At 71.0% G+C, this 15,861-nt stretch carries 18 protein-coding genes; 6 read left to right on the forward strand and 12 right to left on the reverse strand.

What is annotated here, in order from left to right; all coding sequences use genetic code 11:
• Positions 1-187 precede the first annotated feature (187 nt).
• Positions 188-1,600 (forward strand): M1 family metallopeptidase, encoded by a 1,413-nt coding sequence (locus ABZU32_RS14035; RefSeq protein ID WP_354921662.1) that lies wholly within the window; start codon positions 188-190, stop codon positions 1,598-1,600.
• A 112-nt stretch (positions 1,601-1,712) separates the two neighbouring features.
• Here the strand turns inward: ABZU32_RS14035 and ABZU32_RS14040 are convergent, their stop codons facing one another.
• Positions 1,713-2,345 carry an HNH endonuclease family protein gene (locus ABZU32_RS14040; protein ID WP_354845701.1) on the reverse strand — a complete coding sequence of 211 codons (633 nt, stop codon included), beginning with the start codon at positions 2,343-2,345 and terminating at the stop codon, positions 1,713-1,715.
• A gap of 424 nt (positions 2,346-2,769) precedes the next feature.
• Entirely contained in the window at positions 2,770-4,428 is a 1,659-nt protein-coding gene (locus ABZU32_RS14045) for a carbamoyltransferase C-terminal domain-containing protein (RefSeq protein ID WP_354921665.1), read from the reverse strand.
• A gap of 466 nt (positions 4,429-4,894) precedes the next feature.
• Between ABZU32_RS14045 and ABZU32_RS14050 the strand changes: the two genes are divergently transcribed.
• Positions 4,895-5,137 carry a hypothetical protein gene (locus ABZU32_RS14050; protein WP_354921668.1) on the forward strand — a complete coding sequence of 81 codons (243 nt, stop codon included), beginning with the start codon at positions 4,895-4,897 and terminating at the stop codon, positions 5,135-5,137.
• Here the strand turns inward: ABZU32_RS14050 and ABZU32_RS14055 are convergent.
• Together ABZU32_RS14055 and ABZU32_RS14060 are read right to left on the reverse strand one after the other, a co-directional pair.
• Entirely contained in the window at positions 5,131-6,357 is a 1,227-nt protein-coding gene (locus ABZU32_RS14055; RefSeq protein WP_354921671.1) for an arabinan endo-1,5-alpha-L-arabinosidase, read from the reverse strand. The genes ABZU32_RS14050 and ABZU32_RS14055 overlap by 7 nt on opposite strands.
• Before the next feature lie 747 nt (positions 6,358-7,104).
• The gene (locus ABZU32_RS14060) at positions 7,105-7,533 is read right to left on the reverse strand and encodes a hypothetical protein (protein WP_354921674.1); all 429 of its coding nucleotides are present in this window, start codon (positions 7,531-7,533) and stop codon (positions 7,105-7,107) included.
• Between the two features lie 435 nt (positions 7,534-7,968).
• Between ABZU32_RS14060 and ABZU32_RS14065 the strand changes: the two genes are divergently transcribed.
• A complete protein-coding gene (locus ABZU32_RS14065; protein WP_354921677.1) occupies positions 7,969-8,157 on the forward strand; it encodes a hypothetical protein in 189 nt (62 codons plus the stop codon).
• A gap of 249 nt (positions 8,158-8,406) precedes the next feature.
• On the opposite strand, the gene ABZU32_RS14070 is transcribed toward ABZU32_RS14065, so the two are convergent.
• The 4 genes from ABZU32_RS14070 to ABZU32_RS14085 form a co-directional block, all read right to left on the reverse strand.
• Entirely contained in the window at positions 8,407-8,808 is a 402-nt protein-coding gene (locus ABZU32_RS14070; RefSeq protein ID WP_354921680.1) for a DUF3147 family protein, read from the reverse strand.
• Positions 8,805-9,146, reverse strand: a complete 342-nt coding sequence (locus tag ABZU32_RS14075; RefSeq protein ID WP_354921683.1) for a DUF3147 family protein — start codon at positions 9,144-9,146, stop codon at positions 8,805-8,807. The genes ABZU32_RS14070 and ABZU32_RS14075 overlap by 4 nt, the downstream gene beginning before the upstream one ends.
• A 246-nt stretch (positions 9,147-9,392) precedes the next feature.
• Positions 9,393-10,238, reverse strand: coding sequence for an SDR family oxidoreductase (locus tag ABZU32_RS14080; RefSeq protein WP_354921687.1), 846 nt, complete (start codon positions 10,236-10,238; stop codon positions 9,393-9,395).
• Positions 10,235-10,537, reverse strand: coding sequence for a hypothetical protein (locus tag ABZU32_RS14085; RefSeq protein ID WP_354921690.1), 303 nt, complete (start codon positions 10,535-10,537; stop codon positions 10,235-10,237). Before ABZU32_RS14085 ends, ABZU32_RS14080 begins: the two co-directional genes overlap by 4 nt.
• A gap of 93 nt (positions 10,538-10,630) precedes the next feature.
• Here ABZU32_RS14085 and ABZU32_RS14090 point away from each other — a divergent pair, with 93 nt between their 5' ends.
• Positions 10,631-11,098, forward strand: coding sequence for a MarR family transcriptional regulator (locus tag ABZU32_RS14090; protein ID WP_354921693.1), 468 nt, complete (start codon positions 10,631-10,633; stop codon positions 11,096-11,098).
• Positions 11,099-11,387: 289 nt separating this feature from the next.
• Here ABZU32_RS14090 and ABZU32_RS14095 read toward each other — a convergent pair whose 3' ends face one another.
• Entirely contained in the window at positions 11,388-11,870 is a 483-nt protein-coding gene (locus tag ABZU32_RS14095) for a metallophosphoesterase family protein (RefSeq protein ID WP_354921695.1), read from the reverse strand.
• A gap of 231 nt (positions 11,871-12,101) precedes the next feature.
• On the opposite strand from ABZU32_RS14095, the gene ABZU32_RS14100 reads away from it, so the two are divergent.
• The gene (locus ABZU32_RS14100; protein WP_354921698.1) at positions 12,102-12,800 is read left to right on the forward strand and encodes a TetR family transcriptional regulator; all 699 of its coding nucleotides are present in this window, start codon (positions 12,102-12,104) and stop codon (positions 12,798-12,800) included.
• Complete coding sequence (locus ABZU32_RS14105) at positions 12,797-13,585, forward strand: VOC family protein (RefSeq protein ID WP_354921701.1); 789 nt, start codon at positions 12,797-12,799, stop codon at positions 13,583-13,585. The genes ABZU32_RS14100 and ABZU32_RS14105 overlap by 4 nt, the downstream gene beginning before the upstream one ends.
• 137 nt (positions 13,586-13,722) lie before the next feature.
• Here ABZU32_RS14105 and ABZU32_RS14110 read toward each other — a convergent pair whose 3' ends face one another.
• From ABZU32_RS14110 to ABZU32_RS14120, 3 genes are all read right to left on the reverse strand, one after another.
• Positions 13,723-13,926 (reverse strand): DUF397 domain-containing protein, encoded by a 204-nt coding sequence (locus tag ABZU32_RS14110; RefSeq protein ID WP_354921704.1) that lies wholly within the window; start codon positions 13,924-13,926, stop codon positions 13,723-13,725.
• The gene (locus tag ABZU32_RS14115) at positions 13,916-14,722 is read right to left on the reverse strand and encodes a helix-turn-helix transcriptional regulator (RefSeq protein ID WP_354921707.1); all 807 of its coding nucleotides are present in this window, start codon (positions 14,720-14,722) and stop codon (positions 13,916-13,918) included. The genes ABZU32_RS14110 and ABZU32_RS14115 overlap by 11 nt, the downstream gene beginning before the upstream one ends.
• 306 nt (positions 14,723-15,028) lie before the next feature.
• A complete protein-coding gene (locus tag ABZU32_RS14120) occupies positions 15,029-15,718 on the reverse strand; it encodes a GntR family transcriptional regulator (protein WP_354921710.1) in 690 nt (229 codons plus the stop codon).
• Positions 15,719-15,861: the final 143 nt, after the last annotated feature.

Genomic DNA, 15,861 nt, shown 5'->3' on the forward strand with positions numbered 1-15,861 from the left:
ACCCGTGCGGGCGACCATCCGTTCTGGGGTACAAAGCGGGGAAAGTTGCTTTTCAGGGGATTCCGTAGATCTTGACCGGTTTAAGGGGGGTTTGTACGATCCGACCTGGATCGCACGTGGCGTCCACATGCTTCGCTCCCCCACGAACCGGCCCGGTTCCGGCCGGGAGCGTCCAGAGAGGAATCCGATGAGGTCTCGTGGTCTGCGGGGAGCCGCCGTCGTGGCGGGGCTGTCCGTCCTGGTCTGCGCCCCACCCGCCTTCGCCGCCCCCGGCGACCCCGGCGGGCCGCGGTACTCGGCGGGCGCGCCGAGCGTCGGTGACCCGTACTTCCCCTCCGAGGGCAACGGCGGCTACGACGTGCGGCACTACGACGTCGTCTTCTCCTACGACCCGGCCACCAAGCGCATGGACGCCACCACGACGATCACCGCGGTGGCGACCCAGGACCTCGACCGGTTCGACCTGGACTTCCGCGGCCCCGAGATCAGCTCCCTCACCGTCGGCAAGCACCCGGCGTCGTTCAGGCGGGAGGGACAGGAGCTCGTCGTCACCCCGCGGCCCAAGCTGAAGAACGGCGAGCAGTTCACCGTCCGGGTGAAGTACGCGGGCACGCCGCCGGTCATCACCGACCCCGACGACTCCATCGAGGGCTGGGTGCCCACCGACGACGGCGCGTTCGTCCCGGGCGAGCCGCAGGGGTCGCCGGCCTGGCTGCCCGGCAACGACCACCCGACGGACAAGGCGACGTTCACCTTCCACGCGACCGTGCCCGAGGGCCTAACCGTCGTCGGCAACGGGCAGTTGCTGTCGCAGACGACCACCGGCGGCAGGACGACCTTCGTGTGGGACTCCACCGAGCCGATGGCGACCTACCTGGCCACGGTGACGCTCGGCAGATTCCAGGTCGCCAGGTCGGTCACGCCGAGCGGCGTCCCGGTCTACACCGCCGTGGACCCGCAGCTCGCGAGCCAGTCGGCGGCCACCGTCGCCCGCATCCCCGACATCGTCGAGTACTTCTCCTCGGTGTTCGGCCCTTACCCCTTCGCCTCGACCGGCGCGATCATCGACAAGGCGCCGGACGTCGGCTACGCCCTGGAGAGCCAGACCAAGCCGATCTTCTCCAGCGCGCCGAGCCTCGGCACCATGGCCCACGAGCTCGCCCACCAGTGGTTCGGCGACAGCGTGTCGCTGAAGCGCTGGTCCGACATCTGGCTCAACGAGGGCTTCGCGACCTACGCCCAGTGGCTGTGGACCGAGCACAACGGCGGCGCCACCGCGCAGCAGACCTTCGACAGCGCGAGCAACTACGGGCGCGCGGCCACCTCGTCGTTCTGGCAGACCGTCCTGACCGACCCCGGGCCGGTCGACATGTTCGGCAACGTGCCCTACAACCGGGGCGCGATGACGCTGCACGCGCTGCGCGGCAAGATCGGCGACGCGGCGTTCTTCACGCTGCTCAAGGACTGGGCCACCACGCACAAGTACGGCAACGCCACCACCGCCGACTTCGTCGCCGCGGCGCAGAGCGCGTCCGGCAAGGACCTCAAGGGCTTCTTCGACGTGTGGCTGTACCAGAAGGGCAAGCCGGCCACCTGGTGACCGCCGGCCTCCCCGCGACGGCGTCCCGCACGAGCGGGGCGCCTTTCGCCTTCCACGGTCAGGCGCCGCCCACCCCTCGCGGGCGTGGGCGGCGCCGCGGCGTCCGGGACGGTCAGCAGGAGTTGAGCATGGAGGTGAGCGCGGACTTCTCGGCGCTCTGCAGGGTGAGGCTGTAGTACCACTTCACCTGGATCCAGGCGCGGGCGTAGGTGCACCAGAACGCGGTGCGCGAAGGCTTCCACGTGGTCGGGTCCTGGTCGCCCTTGGCCTGGTTGACGTTGTCGGTGACCGCCCACAGCTCGGGCCCGCCGAGGTCGTTGGCGTAGGTCTGCCGCTGGGCCGTGGTCCAGGCCCACGCCCCGGACCGCCACGCCTCGGCGAGGGGCACCATGTGGTCGATGTCGACGTCCGCGGCCGAGCTCCAGGTGGCCCCGTCGTAGGGGCTGTACCAGCTGCCCGAGACGGCGGCGCAGCTCGAGTCGGTGCCCACGTTCGTGCCGTCGCGCTTGAGCACGGTCTCCCGGGTGTTGCAGGCGCCCGAGATGGTGATCCAGTGCGGGAACAGGTCCCGGTTGTAGGTGGACTGGTGGGACTCGGCCGCGACGGTCAGCGCGGCCAGTCGCGAGGCGGCGGTGGCGGCGGAGGGGATGTTGGGCGGGGTGGCCCCGGCGGGGCCGGTGGTGAGGGTCAGGGTGAGGACGACGGTGGCGAGGGCGGCGAGGGCGCCGGTGAAGACCCGTCTCACGAGCCTCTCCTTCTGCCTGCTCTCCGGCCAGGTGGGGGGTCCTGGTCGTGAACGGAGAAGTCAGACAGCTCGGAGAGTCGCTAAATCTGACAGACGTTGAAATGTCAGCTTTTTATTGCGCAAGCACTCCACATTCATTACATATCGCCCTTAACCGTCAGACCACCACAACTGGCCTCGTCATTCGCATGATGCGGCCCCGCCGCGCGCCGCCGGGAGCGGCCAACGGCATGTGAAAGTTGGGTGAACCGGCGGTCACCGGCCGCCCCGAGCGCCGCCCGGCCCAGAATCAGCGCGAGCGCGCCGGGACGCGGGCCCACGCCGGCGCCGCCGGTACGCGGGCCCACGCGAGCACCGCCCGGACGCCGGGCGACGTCCGGCCGGCGTCCGGGCGGTGCGACGGGTGCGTGGCGCCTCGCGCCGGTCAGCCGTCGCCGCTCAGGTCGACCAGGCGGTCCTCCAGGATGAGGAAGTCCAGGCCGATCGCCCGGGCGGAGCGCACGGCGCCCTCGGCGTCGTCGACGATCGGCTCTTGCCGGGTGTTGAAGGAGGTGTTGATCGCCACGGCCGGTGCGCCGCTCGCGCGCAACCGGTCGAGCACGTCCCACACCACCCCGTCCTCACGGCCGATCATCTGCGGGCGCGCGGTGCCGTCGACGTGCACGCCGGCCGGGGCCTCCTTGGCGCCGAGGTCGGTCATCAGGCTGGCGCCCACCATGTAGCGGTGCAGCGGGCTGGCCTCCCAGTGCCGTCCCTCGCTCTCGGCCAGGCCCACCGGGCCGAGCGGCCGCCACAACTCGCGGCCCTTGGCGCGGTTGAGCCGGTCGCGCATCCGGTCGTCGGTGGCCGCCGCGATGATCGAACGGTGGCACAGCGCGCGGGGGCCGATCTCGGCCCGCCCGGTGACGACGCCGCCCATCCGGCCGGCCAGCAGCCAGCGGGCGACGGTCTCGGGCAGCACCTCCCGGGCCGCGAGCCCGTGCCGCGCGAGCGCCTCGTCGATCTCCCGGGGCCGCACCCGCCGGCCCAGGTACGGGCTGAGCGGGGCGCGGGGACGGGCGGGCGGCGCGACCGCCCAGGCCGAGCCGAGCGACACGCCCGCGTCGTGCGGCACCGGCGGCACGTACACCGGCGGCGGCAGCAGGCCGTTGGAGGAGCAGTTCAGCGCGACGCCGCCGGACAGGCACAGGACGTCGTGCCCGGTCACCTGCCTGGCCCGGCGCGCGAGCATCGCCATGACCTCCTGCAGGCTCGCCTGGGCGCTCCAGGCGAGCCGGACGGCGTCCTCGTCGCCGTCCAGCGTGGCCGGGTCGCCGTCGTGCCGCCGGAAGCCGATGCGGGCGAAGTGGTCCCACCAGGCGCGCATCACGTCGCGGTGCGGAGCGCCGGGCGGCAGGTCGAAGGGAGGCGTGAAGGCGCCGGCGCACACCTCGAAGATCGGCCAGCGGTCGGCGCCGCGGGCCTTGCCGTACGCGGCGAGCCCCATGGTCTTGCCGGCCTCGAGGAACGACAGCCCGATGGTCCTGGAGACCGCGTCGTACATCAGCCCCAGCGAGTGCGGGATGGGCCAGCGCTCGCGGCGCACCAGCATCCGGCCGTAGCGGGCGTCGTAGATCGAGACGCTCTCGTCGTCGCCGTTGCCGTCGACCACCAGGACGGCCGCCTCGGCGTGCCCGGAGGCGTAGAAGGACGCGCAGGCGTGGGCGAGGTGGTGCGGGACGAAGACGACCTCGGGGTGGCGGGCCGCGTCGACCCGCCATCCGAGCGCGGTGGCGAGCCAGTCGCGGCTGTCGCCGAACCGCCACGGCCGGCCGAGCACCGGCGGGTCGAGGCCGAGGTCGTCGCGCGCCGAGTGCCGGGGCATGTCCCAGCCGACGGTGACGACGTCCACGTCGGCCGCGGTGATGCCGGCCATGTCCAGGCACGCCTGGGCCGCGCGGGCGGGGTACTCGCGCAGGCCGTGCTTGACGCGACTGACCCGCTCTTGTTCCACCAGCGCGTGGACCACCCCGTCGCCGTCCACCAGGCAGGCGGCCACGTCGTGCCAGCCGACCGCGGGTGCGTTGAGCCCGAGGACCCACATGTCACTGGTGCGCGCGGACGTGGCCGCGGGAGGGGAGGTGGAGCGCCGCCGTGAAAGGCTCTCCGCTTTCCGGCGTCGCCAATTCGGGCCGGTCGATTTCATGCACGAGTCGAAGCACCCCTGTGTCGGGAGAATCGGAGGGCGGGCACGAAGAAAGCGCCGGCCGTCGCACTGTCAAGGCGGAGGCGGGCACCCTGTCGGAGGGCGATCATCCCGAGGCTACTCCGCATCGAGGGATCATAACGACGGCGTCACGCTCCGAGCAATATGGATATGACACTGGAAAAGCCATATGTGTTGCATTCATGGTCAAAGGGGTGATGGACGGCGCCGTCCGATGAAAACTACATGCGGCCGGACACCGTGCGGGTTCGCCGGGACACGGAAAGCGCGCCGCCCCCCGGACGGAGGCACGCGGCCGAGGAGGCGCCCAGGGCCGGTCCGGCGCCGGATGCCGGGGACCATCGTGAAGGTCACCCAGAACGCGCTCATCGGGGTCGTCGTCGTGGCGCTGACCGCCTGGTCCGCCTTCCGCGTCGTCTCCTCGCTCAAGGAGGCCGGCTGGCGCCCGGTGGGCGTGTTCGCCGCCGCCACGGTGGTCAATATCGTGGTGGCCCTGTGCCTGGCCCTGCTGCTGTTCCGCAACCACACCGTCGGCCAGGGCGACGGGGGACCGGACAGGGCCCGGTCCCCCTCCCAGGGTCAGTAGACGTAGGGCCAGCCGGCGGAGTCGTAGGCGAGAAGGTTGATGCCGAGCCGCGAGGCGCCGTTGTCGGCGTAGTAGTGGTAGACCAGCACGTCGGCGTCGACGTCGGTGAAGACGGCCTGGTGGCCGGGGCCGTGGATGCTCCCGTGCCCGGCGAGGATCTCGGTGCCGCCCCCGGAGGTCATCGCGACCCCGTTACGGTCGACGTAGGGTCCGGTGACGCTGGTCGAGCGGCCGACCATGACGCGGTAGGTGCTGGACGCGCCCCGGCAGCACAGGTCGAACGACACGTACAGGTAGTAGTACGAGCCGCGCCTGAAGATGTACGGCGCCTCGATCGCGCCGCCGTTGCGCCCGGCGATGGACCGGATGGTGGAGTCGGCCCGCTTGCCGGTGGCCGGGTCGATCCGGACGAGCTTGACGCCCGACCAGAACGAGCCGAACGACAGCCACCAGGCGCCCTGGCCGTCGACGACCAGGTTGGGGTCGATGGCGTTGAAGTTGTCGGAGGTCCGGGACTCGATGACCAGGCCCTGGTTGGTCCAGCTTCCCGAGGCGCCGGTCGTGCTGGTCGCCAGGAAGATCGCCGAGTGGTTGGAGCCGAAGGTGGAGGCCGAGTAGTACAGGTAGTACCGGCCGTTGCGGTAGGAGATGTCCGGCGCCCACAGGTTGCGGCTGCCGCCGGTGTAGGCCGTCGTCCAGGACGCGCCGCCCGGGAACACCGTGCCGGCGTCGCGGAAGGCCGTCCGGTCGGTGGAGGTCTTGATGGCGATGTTGTCGCCGGTGTGCACGAGGATGTAGCCGCCGGCGGGCGTCTTCACCATGGACGGGTCGTGCACCGAGATCGATCCGGTGACGTACCCGGGGTTGGGGTAGGCGGCGCGGGCCGCGAAGGGGGCGCCCCCGGCCGTGGTCCGCCGAGCGGCCTGTCCGAGGGTCGCACCGGCCGCCGACGCGGCGGTCGTACCTGCCGCACCCGTCGCGGACGCGGGCCGCGCAGCGGTCGCCTTCCCGGGCAGGGCAGCGGTCGCCTTCGCGGCCAGCGCGGCGGTCGCCTTCGCGGGCAGGGCAGCGGTCGCCTTCGCGGGCAGGGCGGGCGCGGACGTCGCGGCGTGCGCCGGGGCGGAGCCGCACAGGGCGGCGACCGCGACGGCCGCCGCCGCGAGCGTTCGGCGGAGGCGGCGGCGCGGGCCGGTTCTGGGCATGGAAGTCGCGGAGTTCATCGCTGGTCCTCATCCGTGGTTCGAGCGGCGCCGCCCGCGCCACGGCACAGGGCGAAGCGGGGCGGCAGGGACTCACCGGGGCAGGACGGCGGTCCGGCGCACAGGCGTGCCCGCGCGGGCACGCCGGGTCGGCGCCGGAGAAGGCGCGCCGCAGATGGCGGGGCGTCGTGCCGGTGCCCGGCTTCCCGCGCCAGGCCGTCGCCCGCGGCCGTCGGTGCGGCCGGAGGGGCGCCGTGAAGGGCCCGCCCCTGTCGGTGGAGGGGTGAGGCGGTGGCGACTGTACGTCCGCGATCACCGGCGCGCAACGGCCGGCGTGCCCCCGTCCCGCCATGCCCGCGTCGTCGCCCAGGCATGAGCCCAGATGCCGCCGGGGCGGCGCGCAGGCGGTGAGCGGCGGGTTCTCCGGCCGCCGGCGGCGCGTTCCACGTGCGCCCGCAGGCGGCGCCACGGCCGGGCACGGCCCGGCCGGCGGCTGTAAATTTCAGCCGCGGCGGACGGCGGTTGACAGGCGCGCCGAGCCCGGGTTACGAAAAGGGCCCGCGCCAGGAAAAAACGACGCACCTCGAGACCCTCGAATGTTAGCGCTAACAAAGCCGGTGTGACCCACCGGTCAGCGCCTACGCCCGCCGGGACCCGTCCATCACGGCGTCCCCGGCGGGCGTCCCCCGGCTCCCGGCCGAGACCGCCGCGACGGCGGCGCCGCTCGCCGTAGCCGCGTTCCCGACAGTGCCCCGTGAGGACACCCGCCTATGGCACCAGGTCCTGTGAGGAGAGCACGGGGCAGTTGAACAGGCCGGTGAGGGTCTCGACCTGGTGCGCCGTCAGCGGGTTGAGAAAGATGACCGCGTCGGCACGGGTCTTCTCCCGCACCAGCGCGATCTCCTCCACCTTGCCGGCGCTGACCAGCGTGCGGGACGAATAGGGCGCGTCCATCGTCCGCGCCCCGCCGTCCGAGACGCCCCGGCGCTGGACGAAGCGTCCCACCACCTGCGCGCCCAGGGCCGCCACCGCGCTCGCGAACTCGTCCATGATCACCAGGTAATGCCGCTCCTTGGCGGAGAAGTAGCCGACGAGCACGACGTCCATGCCCGTCAGCTCCCCCGGCGGCGGCACCTTCGCCGGCCGGGCGCCGCGCTCGGCGCGGCCACCGCGCCGCATGCGTCGATGTGGCTTCACGACCGACACGGTAGCGACCGGACGACCGGCCTCCTACCCTCCTCGCCCAGCTCCCTGCCGCCATCGTCGGCCCATCCTCGTCCGGGCGGACGCGCCACCCCCGTCCGGTCGACGCCGCGACCTCGTCTCGCCATCGCGTCTCGCCATCGCGTCTCGCCACCCGGCCGCCCCTGTCGCTGCCGTCGTCACCCGTCATCGCCCGTCATCGCCGTTCCCCGACCTGGGGCGCGACGCCCATGGCCGACCTCCCCCCCGCGGCGCGACGCCCCCCGGAAAAAGGCATTCGATAACCGCTATCGCCGCCCCCTACTTCGGCGGTGGTGAAACAGAAGCGGAGCGATAAGGCATGGATAGCGACCCCCCATACCTTCGTAAATGTCACCAGGGAAACGGTGAGGGAAACAAGCCGAAGGCCACAAAAAAGGGGTCAGCAAAATGATGAAGAACATGAAGTCCGCCGCCGCCCGCATCGCCATCATCGCCATCTTCGCCACCGCCGGAAGCGCCGCCGTCGCGGGCATGTCCATGGCCGACGCGACGACCCCGGGCGACACGCAGACCCAGAGCTCGACCCCGACCCCCACGCCCACCCCCACCAGTGACAACAGCACTCCCTGGATCTGACCGACCGCTCGTGGCAGACGGCTGAGGTGCGGCCGGAGACAACGTCTCCGGCCGCATCAGTCATTTTCCGGGAATTATTGGATGAACAGCCGCGCCATCCCGAGAAACAGCGCATCGCACTGTTATCGCCGACCACCCCTACCGCGCTATCGGGCCCCCTATTCGCCCGTCGCCCAGCGTTTTCCCACCTTCGGTTCCCGGCGCCCTGAGGTGAGGGTTCTCCATCCTCCCGGTGACAGCCCGGCACACCTATCTCGTGTAACGCCGCACCGCCAGGTAGAGGATGGCGGAGACGATCATCCAGGCCACGGTCGCCAGCGCCATCGCCGGCGCCGCCGGGACGCGGCCGGCCAGCGCCCAGACGCACACCGCGAAGACGATCATCCCGACCGCGCCCAGCACCGCGCCCCGGGCGTCCTGCGCGACCGGGACCCGGCTGTGCTCCTCGTCCTGGATCAGCGTGAGCGTGGCGGCCATGACGGCGGGAAAGGCCAGGAACACCCCGCCCGCGGTGACCCCCCAGCGCTGCCCCACCAGGCCGGCGATCACCGAGACCACCATGCCGAAGGCGAAGCGCAGCCCCATCCCGGGCAGCGAGATCTCGCGGATCTTCTCGGGGTGCACGCGGATCCTGCCGGGATCGTCGTTCACGTGATCAGCTCCCAGCCGAGGGTCGCGACGGCCGCCCAGATCACCATCGCCACCGCGCTGCCGGCGGTGGCGCCGAGCCGCCGCGTCAGCGGGACCGCCGAAGCGCAGTAGGCGACCAGCGCCACCGCCCCGACGACCATGCCGTGCCCCGCCTCGGCCACCTGGCGCTCCCCCAGCACCAGCAGCGTCACGGCCATCCCCGCGAGCGCGACCGCGGGGCCGGCGGCGAAGATGCCGGCGAACCGCTTCGGGCTCACGATCTCGCCGACGAGGGCGAAGGCCATGACCAGCAGCCCCCCGCACAGCCCGCGGACGACGATCGTCCACACCTCGCCCATCCGCCCACCTCCCCCGGCCGGGAGCCGCCCCTCCCGGCTCGATCCCGGGTACATTCCCCTCCCGGTGCCACGGATCCGCCCGGCGGAGCCCATCGATGCCCCGGAACCGATGGACGGGAGCACGGAACCGCTGGACGAGCGTCGGGGAACAGCCGGCGAAAGGCTCAGGGCCGCGGAACCGGTCGGACTCCTCGGGCGCCGCGGAACCGGTCGGACTCTCAGGCGCCGCGGATCCGGTCGGACTCGTCAGGCGCCGCGGATCCGGTCGGCGTAGTCGCGGGCGAAGTCGCCGAACGACCGGGCGGGCCGCCCCATGACGTCGGGGAAGTCCGATGTGGTGAAGTCTCCCCAGCCACGCGCGTAGGCGGTGCCGTACTCGGCGTTGACCGCGGCGATCCAGTCGGGCAGCCCGGCACCGAGCATGGCCTCGTAGGCCTCCCTCTCGCTCAGCGCGTGGTAGTCGACCGGCGTGCCATAGATGAGCTGGAGCCGCTCGGCGGCCTCCTTGAGCGAGATGCCGGCCGGCCCGGTCAGGGTGTAGACCTTCCCCTCGTGGGACTGCGGCTCGGTGAGGACGCGGGCGGCGAAGTCGCCGATGTCCCGCACGTCGATCATGCCGACCCGCCCGTCGCCGAGGCCCCCGTACAGGGTGCCGCCGTTCACCGAGCCGAACAGGTTCTGCATGAAGAAGTGCGGCCGGATGATGGTCCATCGCAGGCCGGAGGCCATCAGCTCGGCGTCGGACAACGCGTGCAGCCGGCCGTTGCGGGTGGGGGCGTCATGGCCGGCTCCGACGGCGGACATGCGCACGATGTGGCGCACCCCCGCCTGACGGGCGGCCCAGACGGCGTTCATGGAGGCGTGCGGGGCCTGCGGGCCCATCGCGGTGAGCAGCCACACGGTGTCGGCCCCGTCGAACGCCGGGCCGAGGGTGCGGGGCTGCTCCAGGTCGCCGACGACGACCTCGGCTCCGGGGAGGTCGGGCGCCTGGGCGGGGTCGCGCACGAGCAGGCGGACGCCGTCCGTGGTGGGCAGGGAGCGCAGGAGCGCGCCGGAGACGGCCCCGGTGGCGCCGGTGATCAGGGTGGTCATGGCTGGTCCTCGTCTTCAATGGCGGTGCCCGCCTCGGCGGACACCACGTGGTCGATGGCCTCGAAGAAGGCTCTGATGCCGGGCAGGTTCGCGCCCTTGGCCCGCGAATCGGCGAAGTCCTCGGGGGTCCGCCAGTGCACGATGTCCAGCCAGTCGTCGCCGGGCAGGCGCACCAGCCGGGCGCCGAGGAAGCCGGCGCGGTCGGCGCGAAAGTCGGCGAGCATCGCCGGACGGGCCGCGAGCAGGCGGCGCACCTCACCGGGCGCCACATGGAATCTGGTCAGTTCTACGGTTGTCATCGCTGTCTCCTGATGTGAGCAGGCGACTTCGACGATATAGTAAGAATCAGTGACTATCAAATTCAGTGACTAGTTGATGGACGGATGGCCCCCATGCGGCGCAGCGAACGCAAGAAGACCGACCCCGACCTCGGCATCATGGCCGGCCAGATGCTGTTCGCCGTCCAGCGGGAGATGTTCGAGACCCTCGCCCGGCACGGCCACCCCCACCTGCGGCCCCGGCACGGCGCCGTCCTGGCGTACCTCGACGAGGAGGGCAGCCGCGCCACCGACCTGTCACAGCAGTCCGGCCAGCACAAGCAGGTGATCGGCACACTGGTGGACGAACTGGTCGAGCTCGGCTACGTGCGCCGCGAGCCCGACCCGCAGGACCGGCGGGCCAAGCTCATCGTCCCCACCCCGCTGGGCCTGGACGAGATGCGACGGTCGGACGCCATCGTCGCCGACATCGAGCGCCGGCACGCCGAGGCCGTCGGCGAGGACGTCTACACCGTCTTCAAACAGGCCTTCCGCCAGATAGTCCACCTCCAGCGCACCCGCCCACCCGCCCCCGCCGACTAGCGCACGGTCTCCCAGAGTCAAGCCAAGCGAACCGACGTCGGCGGGCGACACACACCCATCGACATCCCCGCGAGCGGGCCCGCCAGGGGCCGATCTGAATCCGGTGCGGTGACCACACGTTCACCAGGCGCAGAGCTCCACCCCCATGTGTGCTGAAGGTGATCGCGCCGGGTCGGCGGGTCGAGGTACGGCGATGCCGGCGCCGACTACGGCGCCCGACACGATGCACGTTCACGGACAGCCCACTGGCGGCGCGGCGACCCGGCGAGGAGGGCGCGGCCGGGCATCGTCAGGTGACCGGGATGATGTCGGCGGTCAGGAGGCGGCCGTCTTCGATGTGGAGGACGCCGATGGTGCCGTGGGGCTGGCGGCGGCGGTCGGTGGGGGAACCGGGGTTGAAGATGCGCAGCCCTTCCTCGGCGTGGTCCAGCGGGATGTGCGAGTGGCCGAACACCACCAGATCGGCGGACGGGAAGCGCCTGCGCATGCGGGCCCAGCGCCCCTTGGCCGCGCCGCTGTCGTGGATCATGGCCACCCGCAGTCCGTCCAGGTCGAGTTCCAGCGTCTCGGGGGCGTCCACGTCCGGGCCGTCGTTGTTGCCCTTCACCGCGTGGACCGGCGCGTACGCGGCCAACTCATCCAGGACGCCGGCCGTGCACACGTCCCCGGCGTGCAGGATGACGTCGGCCCCCCGCAGGTGATCGGCCACCCGAGACGGACACGACTTCCAGAAGCGCGGAGCATGCGTGTCGGACAGAACGACGACCCTCATGAGATCCCCCTTGCCCCACGCACCCACCCCCCACTCCCGACCGCCCCGGCACGATGACCGTCATCAGCCCACTGAGCCCATTCCGTGCGATTATTCGTGACTTTCCGTAGCCGTTGAGTTTGATCGTCCAGCAGAGCCTTGATGTGGATACCGCTCACCCAGGACCGGGGCGTCGATGTCGCTCTGCGTCAGATATTGACTATGGGGCAGCCATAGTCAATTCTGTCGTCTGTGGAACCAGTACCACCAGGCGAGCAGGCACCGGCGCGTTCCTATCGTTCGAGCCGCCGGGAGGAGCAGGCACGCCGCACCGAGCGCCGGGTGATCGAGGCCGCGACCTCGGTGTTCGTGGCGAAGGGATATGCCGGCACCACGATGCGCGCCGTGGCGGCGGCGGCCGGTGTCTCAGTGCCGACCGTCGAGTTGCTGTTCGGCACCAAGGCTCGCCTGCTCAAGGCCGCCATCGACGTCGCGATCGCCGGTGATGATGAGGCGGTCCCGGTGCTGGAACGCGGCTGGACGGTGGCGGCGCTGAACGCCGCCGGCGCGGAGGAGTTTCTCGATGTCGTCGCCGGCGTGCTCGGCCCGGCCCAGGCGCGTTCCGCCGGCCTGGTTCTGGCGGTGTTCGAGGGATCCGCGGCCGACCCCGGGCTGGCCGACGTCGCCGAGCAGATGATCGCGCAGCGGGAGATCACCGCCGACTGGGTCGTCGACGGGCTGACCGCCAAGGCAGCCCTGCGCACCGGCCTGGGCAGGCAGGACGCCATCGACACCGTGTGGATCCTGATGGACCCCGCACTGTTCGACCGACTGGTCCGTCGCCGTGGCTGGACGGTCGAGCGCTATCAGGACTGGTTCGCCCGCTCCGCCGGCCGGCTGCTCATCGACGACACCCCCGGATCCGTCCACCACCGAAGGAGAACGACGTGACCCGACCCACCCCCGCCATGGGCCAGTACCCGCCCGAGGGCGGCATCGCCTACCTGCAACTGCCCGCCACCGACGTGGCCCGCTCCGCGGCCTTCTACCAGGCGGCCTTCGGCTGGTCTGCCGACAGCGAGCACGGCGGCTTCGAAGCACCCGGGATGATCGGCCAGTGGACCACCGATCTGACGCCGGCCCGCGATGCCGGGCCGGTCGTCTGGGTCTGGGTCGACCAGTTGTATCCCGCGCTGCAACGGGTGGAGTCCGCCGGTGGCCGGGTTCGTGGCCGCCCCCAGCCGGACGGCGGCGAACGCTGGCTGGCTGAGATCGACGACCCCGCGGGCAACCGGATCGGCGTCGTCGCGCCGGCCCGCACCGCCCAGGCCCAGACGATGCTCGCCGTCAGCGACGTCGAGGCATCCAGCCGCTGGTACCAGCAGCTCCTCGGCCTGCGCAGCGACCACGGCGGGCCGGAGTACGAACGCCTGCTCGCCGACGGCGTCCTCGTGCTCCAGCTCCACCAGCGGCGCGTCGAGCACCACCACGGCCTGTTCACCGACGTCGGCGGCGACGTCGGCAACGGCGTCCTGGTGTGGTTCGGGGAAGTCAGCGACTTCGACGGCGTACTCCAACGCGCAGCCGACCTCGGAGCCACGGTGGTCCGACCGCCGCACCGCAACCCCCCGCAGGGCCAAGGCAACGGGCCGGGCCACCGCGAAATCTGGCTCAAGGACCCCGACGGCTATACGGTCGTGGTCGCCAGCACCGATGGCGAGGCGTACGAGGTGTGATCACAGTCGTCGATCACGAAGCGCTGCACATCGTTGCGCGGAAAGGCTCACTGGGACGAGAGCCGGACTGCCAGAACGGCGGACGAGAGCCCTCGTCGTTGAGAGCTCTCGTCCTGGGGACGGACGCTCCGGAGGGATCAGCCGTCGAAACGGTCGGCCTTCACGCCGGCCAGGAAAGCGGACCACTCGCCGGGGGCGCAGGCGAGGACGCCACCGCCGGGATTCTTGCTGTCGCGCACCCCGACCAGACCGGGAACGTCCGAGGCCACCTCGACACATTCTCCCGAGTCACCGCTGAAGCTACTTTTACGCCACCGCGCGTTCCGAAGATCAAGCTCCAATTCGATCCACCGCTTCCTCTATCAGCCGGAGGGACTGCTTGAACGGTACGGCCTCCGCCCGGATCGCGTCATATCTCCGGATCAATTCGGATATAAGTCGACGGTCATCGAAGGTGCGACCGACTGGCTGAGCCTCCGCGTACGCGGCATAGGGATGTCCGTTGCGTTCGGCGATGATGAACCCGCCCATCGCGCCGCAATGCGGCCTGGCCGCATACGGGACGACCTGGAGCGTCACCTGGGGATGACGGGCTATCTCCAGCAGGTGCGTGAGCTGCTCGCGCATGATCTTAGTGTCGCCGATCACGTGGCTGATCACGTCCTCGTCGATGACGACGGTGAAATCCGGCGGCATCTCACCGTTGAACATCGTCTGGCGCTCCATGCGCCCCGCCAGGCGTTCCTCCAGTTCCTCGGCGCCGATGCCCGGCCAGGTCGCCAGGATCTCCCGGGCGTACGCCTTGGTCTGGAGCAGGCCGGGGACCAGGGTGGGCTGCCAGGTGCGCAGGCCGGTGGCGTCCTGTTCCTCCTCCAGCCAGGGCCGGAGGTAGTCAGGCGCGGTCCTCCAGGTGGTGGCGGCGTACAGCCTGGCCATGGTGCCGTCCAGCCCGAGGGCCCGGTCGCACAGCTCCGCGAACTGCCGCGATGGTGCCCGCTTGCACGACTCGACCATGGCGACCAGCGAGTCGGAGTAGCCGATGCGCTCGCCGAGTTGCCGCTGCGTCAGTTCCGCCGCCTGCCGGTGACGGCGCAGCTCGAAGGCGAACAGAGCGCGAGGGGACTCGTAAGGGTCCATTTCCCGATCGGAGGGCATACTTCACCTGCTTCACCGAATGATGAAACCTACGGCGATACACCCAGCCACGCTCACGACCATGGCACCACGCGCCGATTCCCGAAAATGGTAAACCCGGCACCATCATTTCGGCGAGCGGTTAGCCGACTGCACAATCAGCGCAAGTCGCATATAAGCCGACTATGTGTCAGACAAATTTCGACGGACAGCGGAGCGGGCCGCACATCGTGGTGGCGGCCCTGCTTCTTGGTGCTTCCGTAAGCGGTGTTCCGATTACGGCTTGGGCCAGATGGCGGGGAGCTCGGCTCAGGTGTGGGCGGTGACGAGTTGGTGTTCGGCGTCGGTGAGGTAGTCGCTGAGGGCGCGTTCGGCGCCCTCGGTGTCGCCGGTCTCGATGAGCTGGAGGATGTCGCGGTTGCGCCACAGATACGGCTCGTGGAAGGCGCGGGGGTTGGCCATCTCCAGAAAGCTCAGCCGTAGCTCGGCGAGCAGGCGGCGCATGGTCTCGTCCAGGCGGGGACTGCCGGTGAGGTGCACGATCGCCTGGTGGAAGCGGATGTTGGCGGTGCCGACGTCCTCCCAGCGCTGCTCGGACGCCGCGCGCCCGGCGGCGGCGACGGCCTCGCGCAGGTCGGCGAGCGCCTCGGCGGAGGGGCGGCCGGACTGGCGGATCGCCGAGCATTCGATCAGGCGCCGGACGCGGTAGAGGTCGACGACGTCCTCGGCGGTGAGCCGGCGGACGAACACGCCCCGGTTGAGTTCGTGGACGAGCAGCCGTTCATGGGACAGCAGACGGAATGCCTCGCGCAGCGTGTTGCGTGACACCCCGAGCGCCGCGCCGATCGACTCCTCCGACAGGCGGGTGCCGGGCGAGAACATGCCCTCGGTGATGCGTTCGCGGAGGATGGCGGCGACGCGCTCGGCCGTGCTGGTGCGCCCGAGCAGGGCGCGGTCCTCGGCGAGGCGCTCGGTGACCCCCGCGGCACCATCGGTCACGACGGTTCAGCCCCTTCAATCCCATCGGTGTGAGGTGAAATCCTAGCACGAGGCTATTGCCAGATCGTTGAACGATCCTTATGTTGAATCCATTGGCTCACAGAGCCATGAGGCGCTCGGGGACACCGCTCCGGCCCGCCGGA

It is taken from the genome of Sphaerisporangium sp. NPDC005288 (assembly GCF_040607475.1).
Lineage (GTDB): Bacteria > Actinomycetota > Actinomycetes > Streptosporangiales > Streptosporangiaceae > Sphaerisporangium > Sphaerisporangium rhizosphaerae.

Coding starts and splice junctions, on each gene's coding strand:
- ABZU32_RS14055 (WP_354921671.1), bottom strand. CDS start 6,357: ATGAACTCCGCGACTTCCATGCCCAGAACCGGCCCGCGCCGCCGCCTC.
- ABZU32_RS14085 (WP_354921690.1), bottom strand. CDS start 10,537: ATGACAACCGTAGAACTGACCAGATTCCATGTGGCGCCCGGTGAGGTG.
- ABZU32_RS14095 (WP_354921695.1), bottom strand. CDS start 11,870: ATGAGGGTCGTCGTTCTGTCCGACACGCATGCTCCGCGCTTCTGGAAG.
- ABZU32_RS14075 (WP_354921683.1), bottom strand. CDS start 9,146: ATGGGCGAGGTGTGGACGATCGTCGTCCGCGGGCTGTGCGGGGGGCTG.
- ABZU32_RS14035 (WP_354921662.1), top strand. CDS start 188: ATGAGGTCTCGTGGTCTGCGGGGAGCCGCCGTCGTGGCGGGGCTGTCC.
- ABZU32_RS14090 (WP_354921693.1), top strand. CDS start 10,631: ATGCGGCGCAGCGAACGCAAGAAGACCGACCCCGACCTCGGCATCATG.
- ABZU32_RS14045 (WP_354921665.1), bottom strand. CDS start 4,428: ATGTGGGTCCTCGGGCTCAACGCACCCGCGGTCGGCTGGCACGACGTG.
- ABZU32_RS14065 (WP_354921677.1), top strand. CDS start 7,969: ATGATGAAGAACATGAAGTCCGCCGCCGCCCGCATCGCCATCATCGCC.
- ABZU32_RS14080 (WP_354921687.1), bottom strand. CDS start 10,238: ATGACCACCCTGATCACCGGCGCCACCGGGGCCGTCTCCGGCGCGCTC.
- ABZU32_RS14115 (WP_354921707.1), bottom strand. CDS start 14,722: ATGGACCCTTACGAGTCCCCTCGCGCTCTGTTCGCCTTCGAGCTGCGC.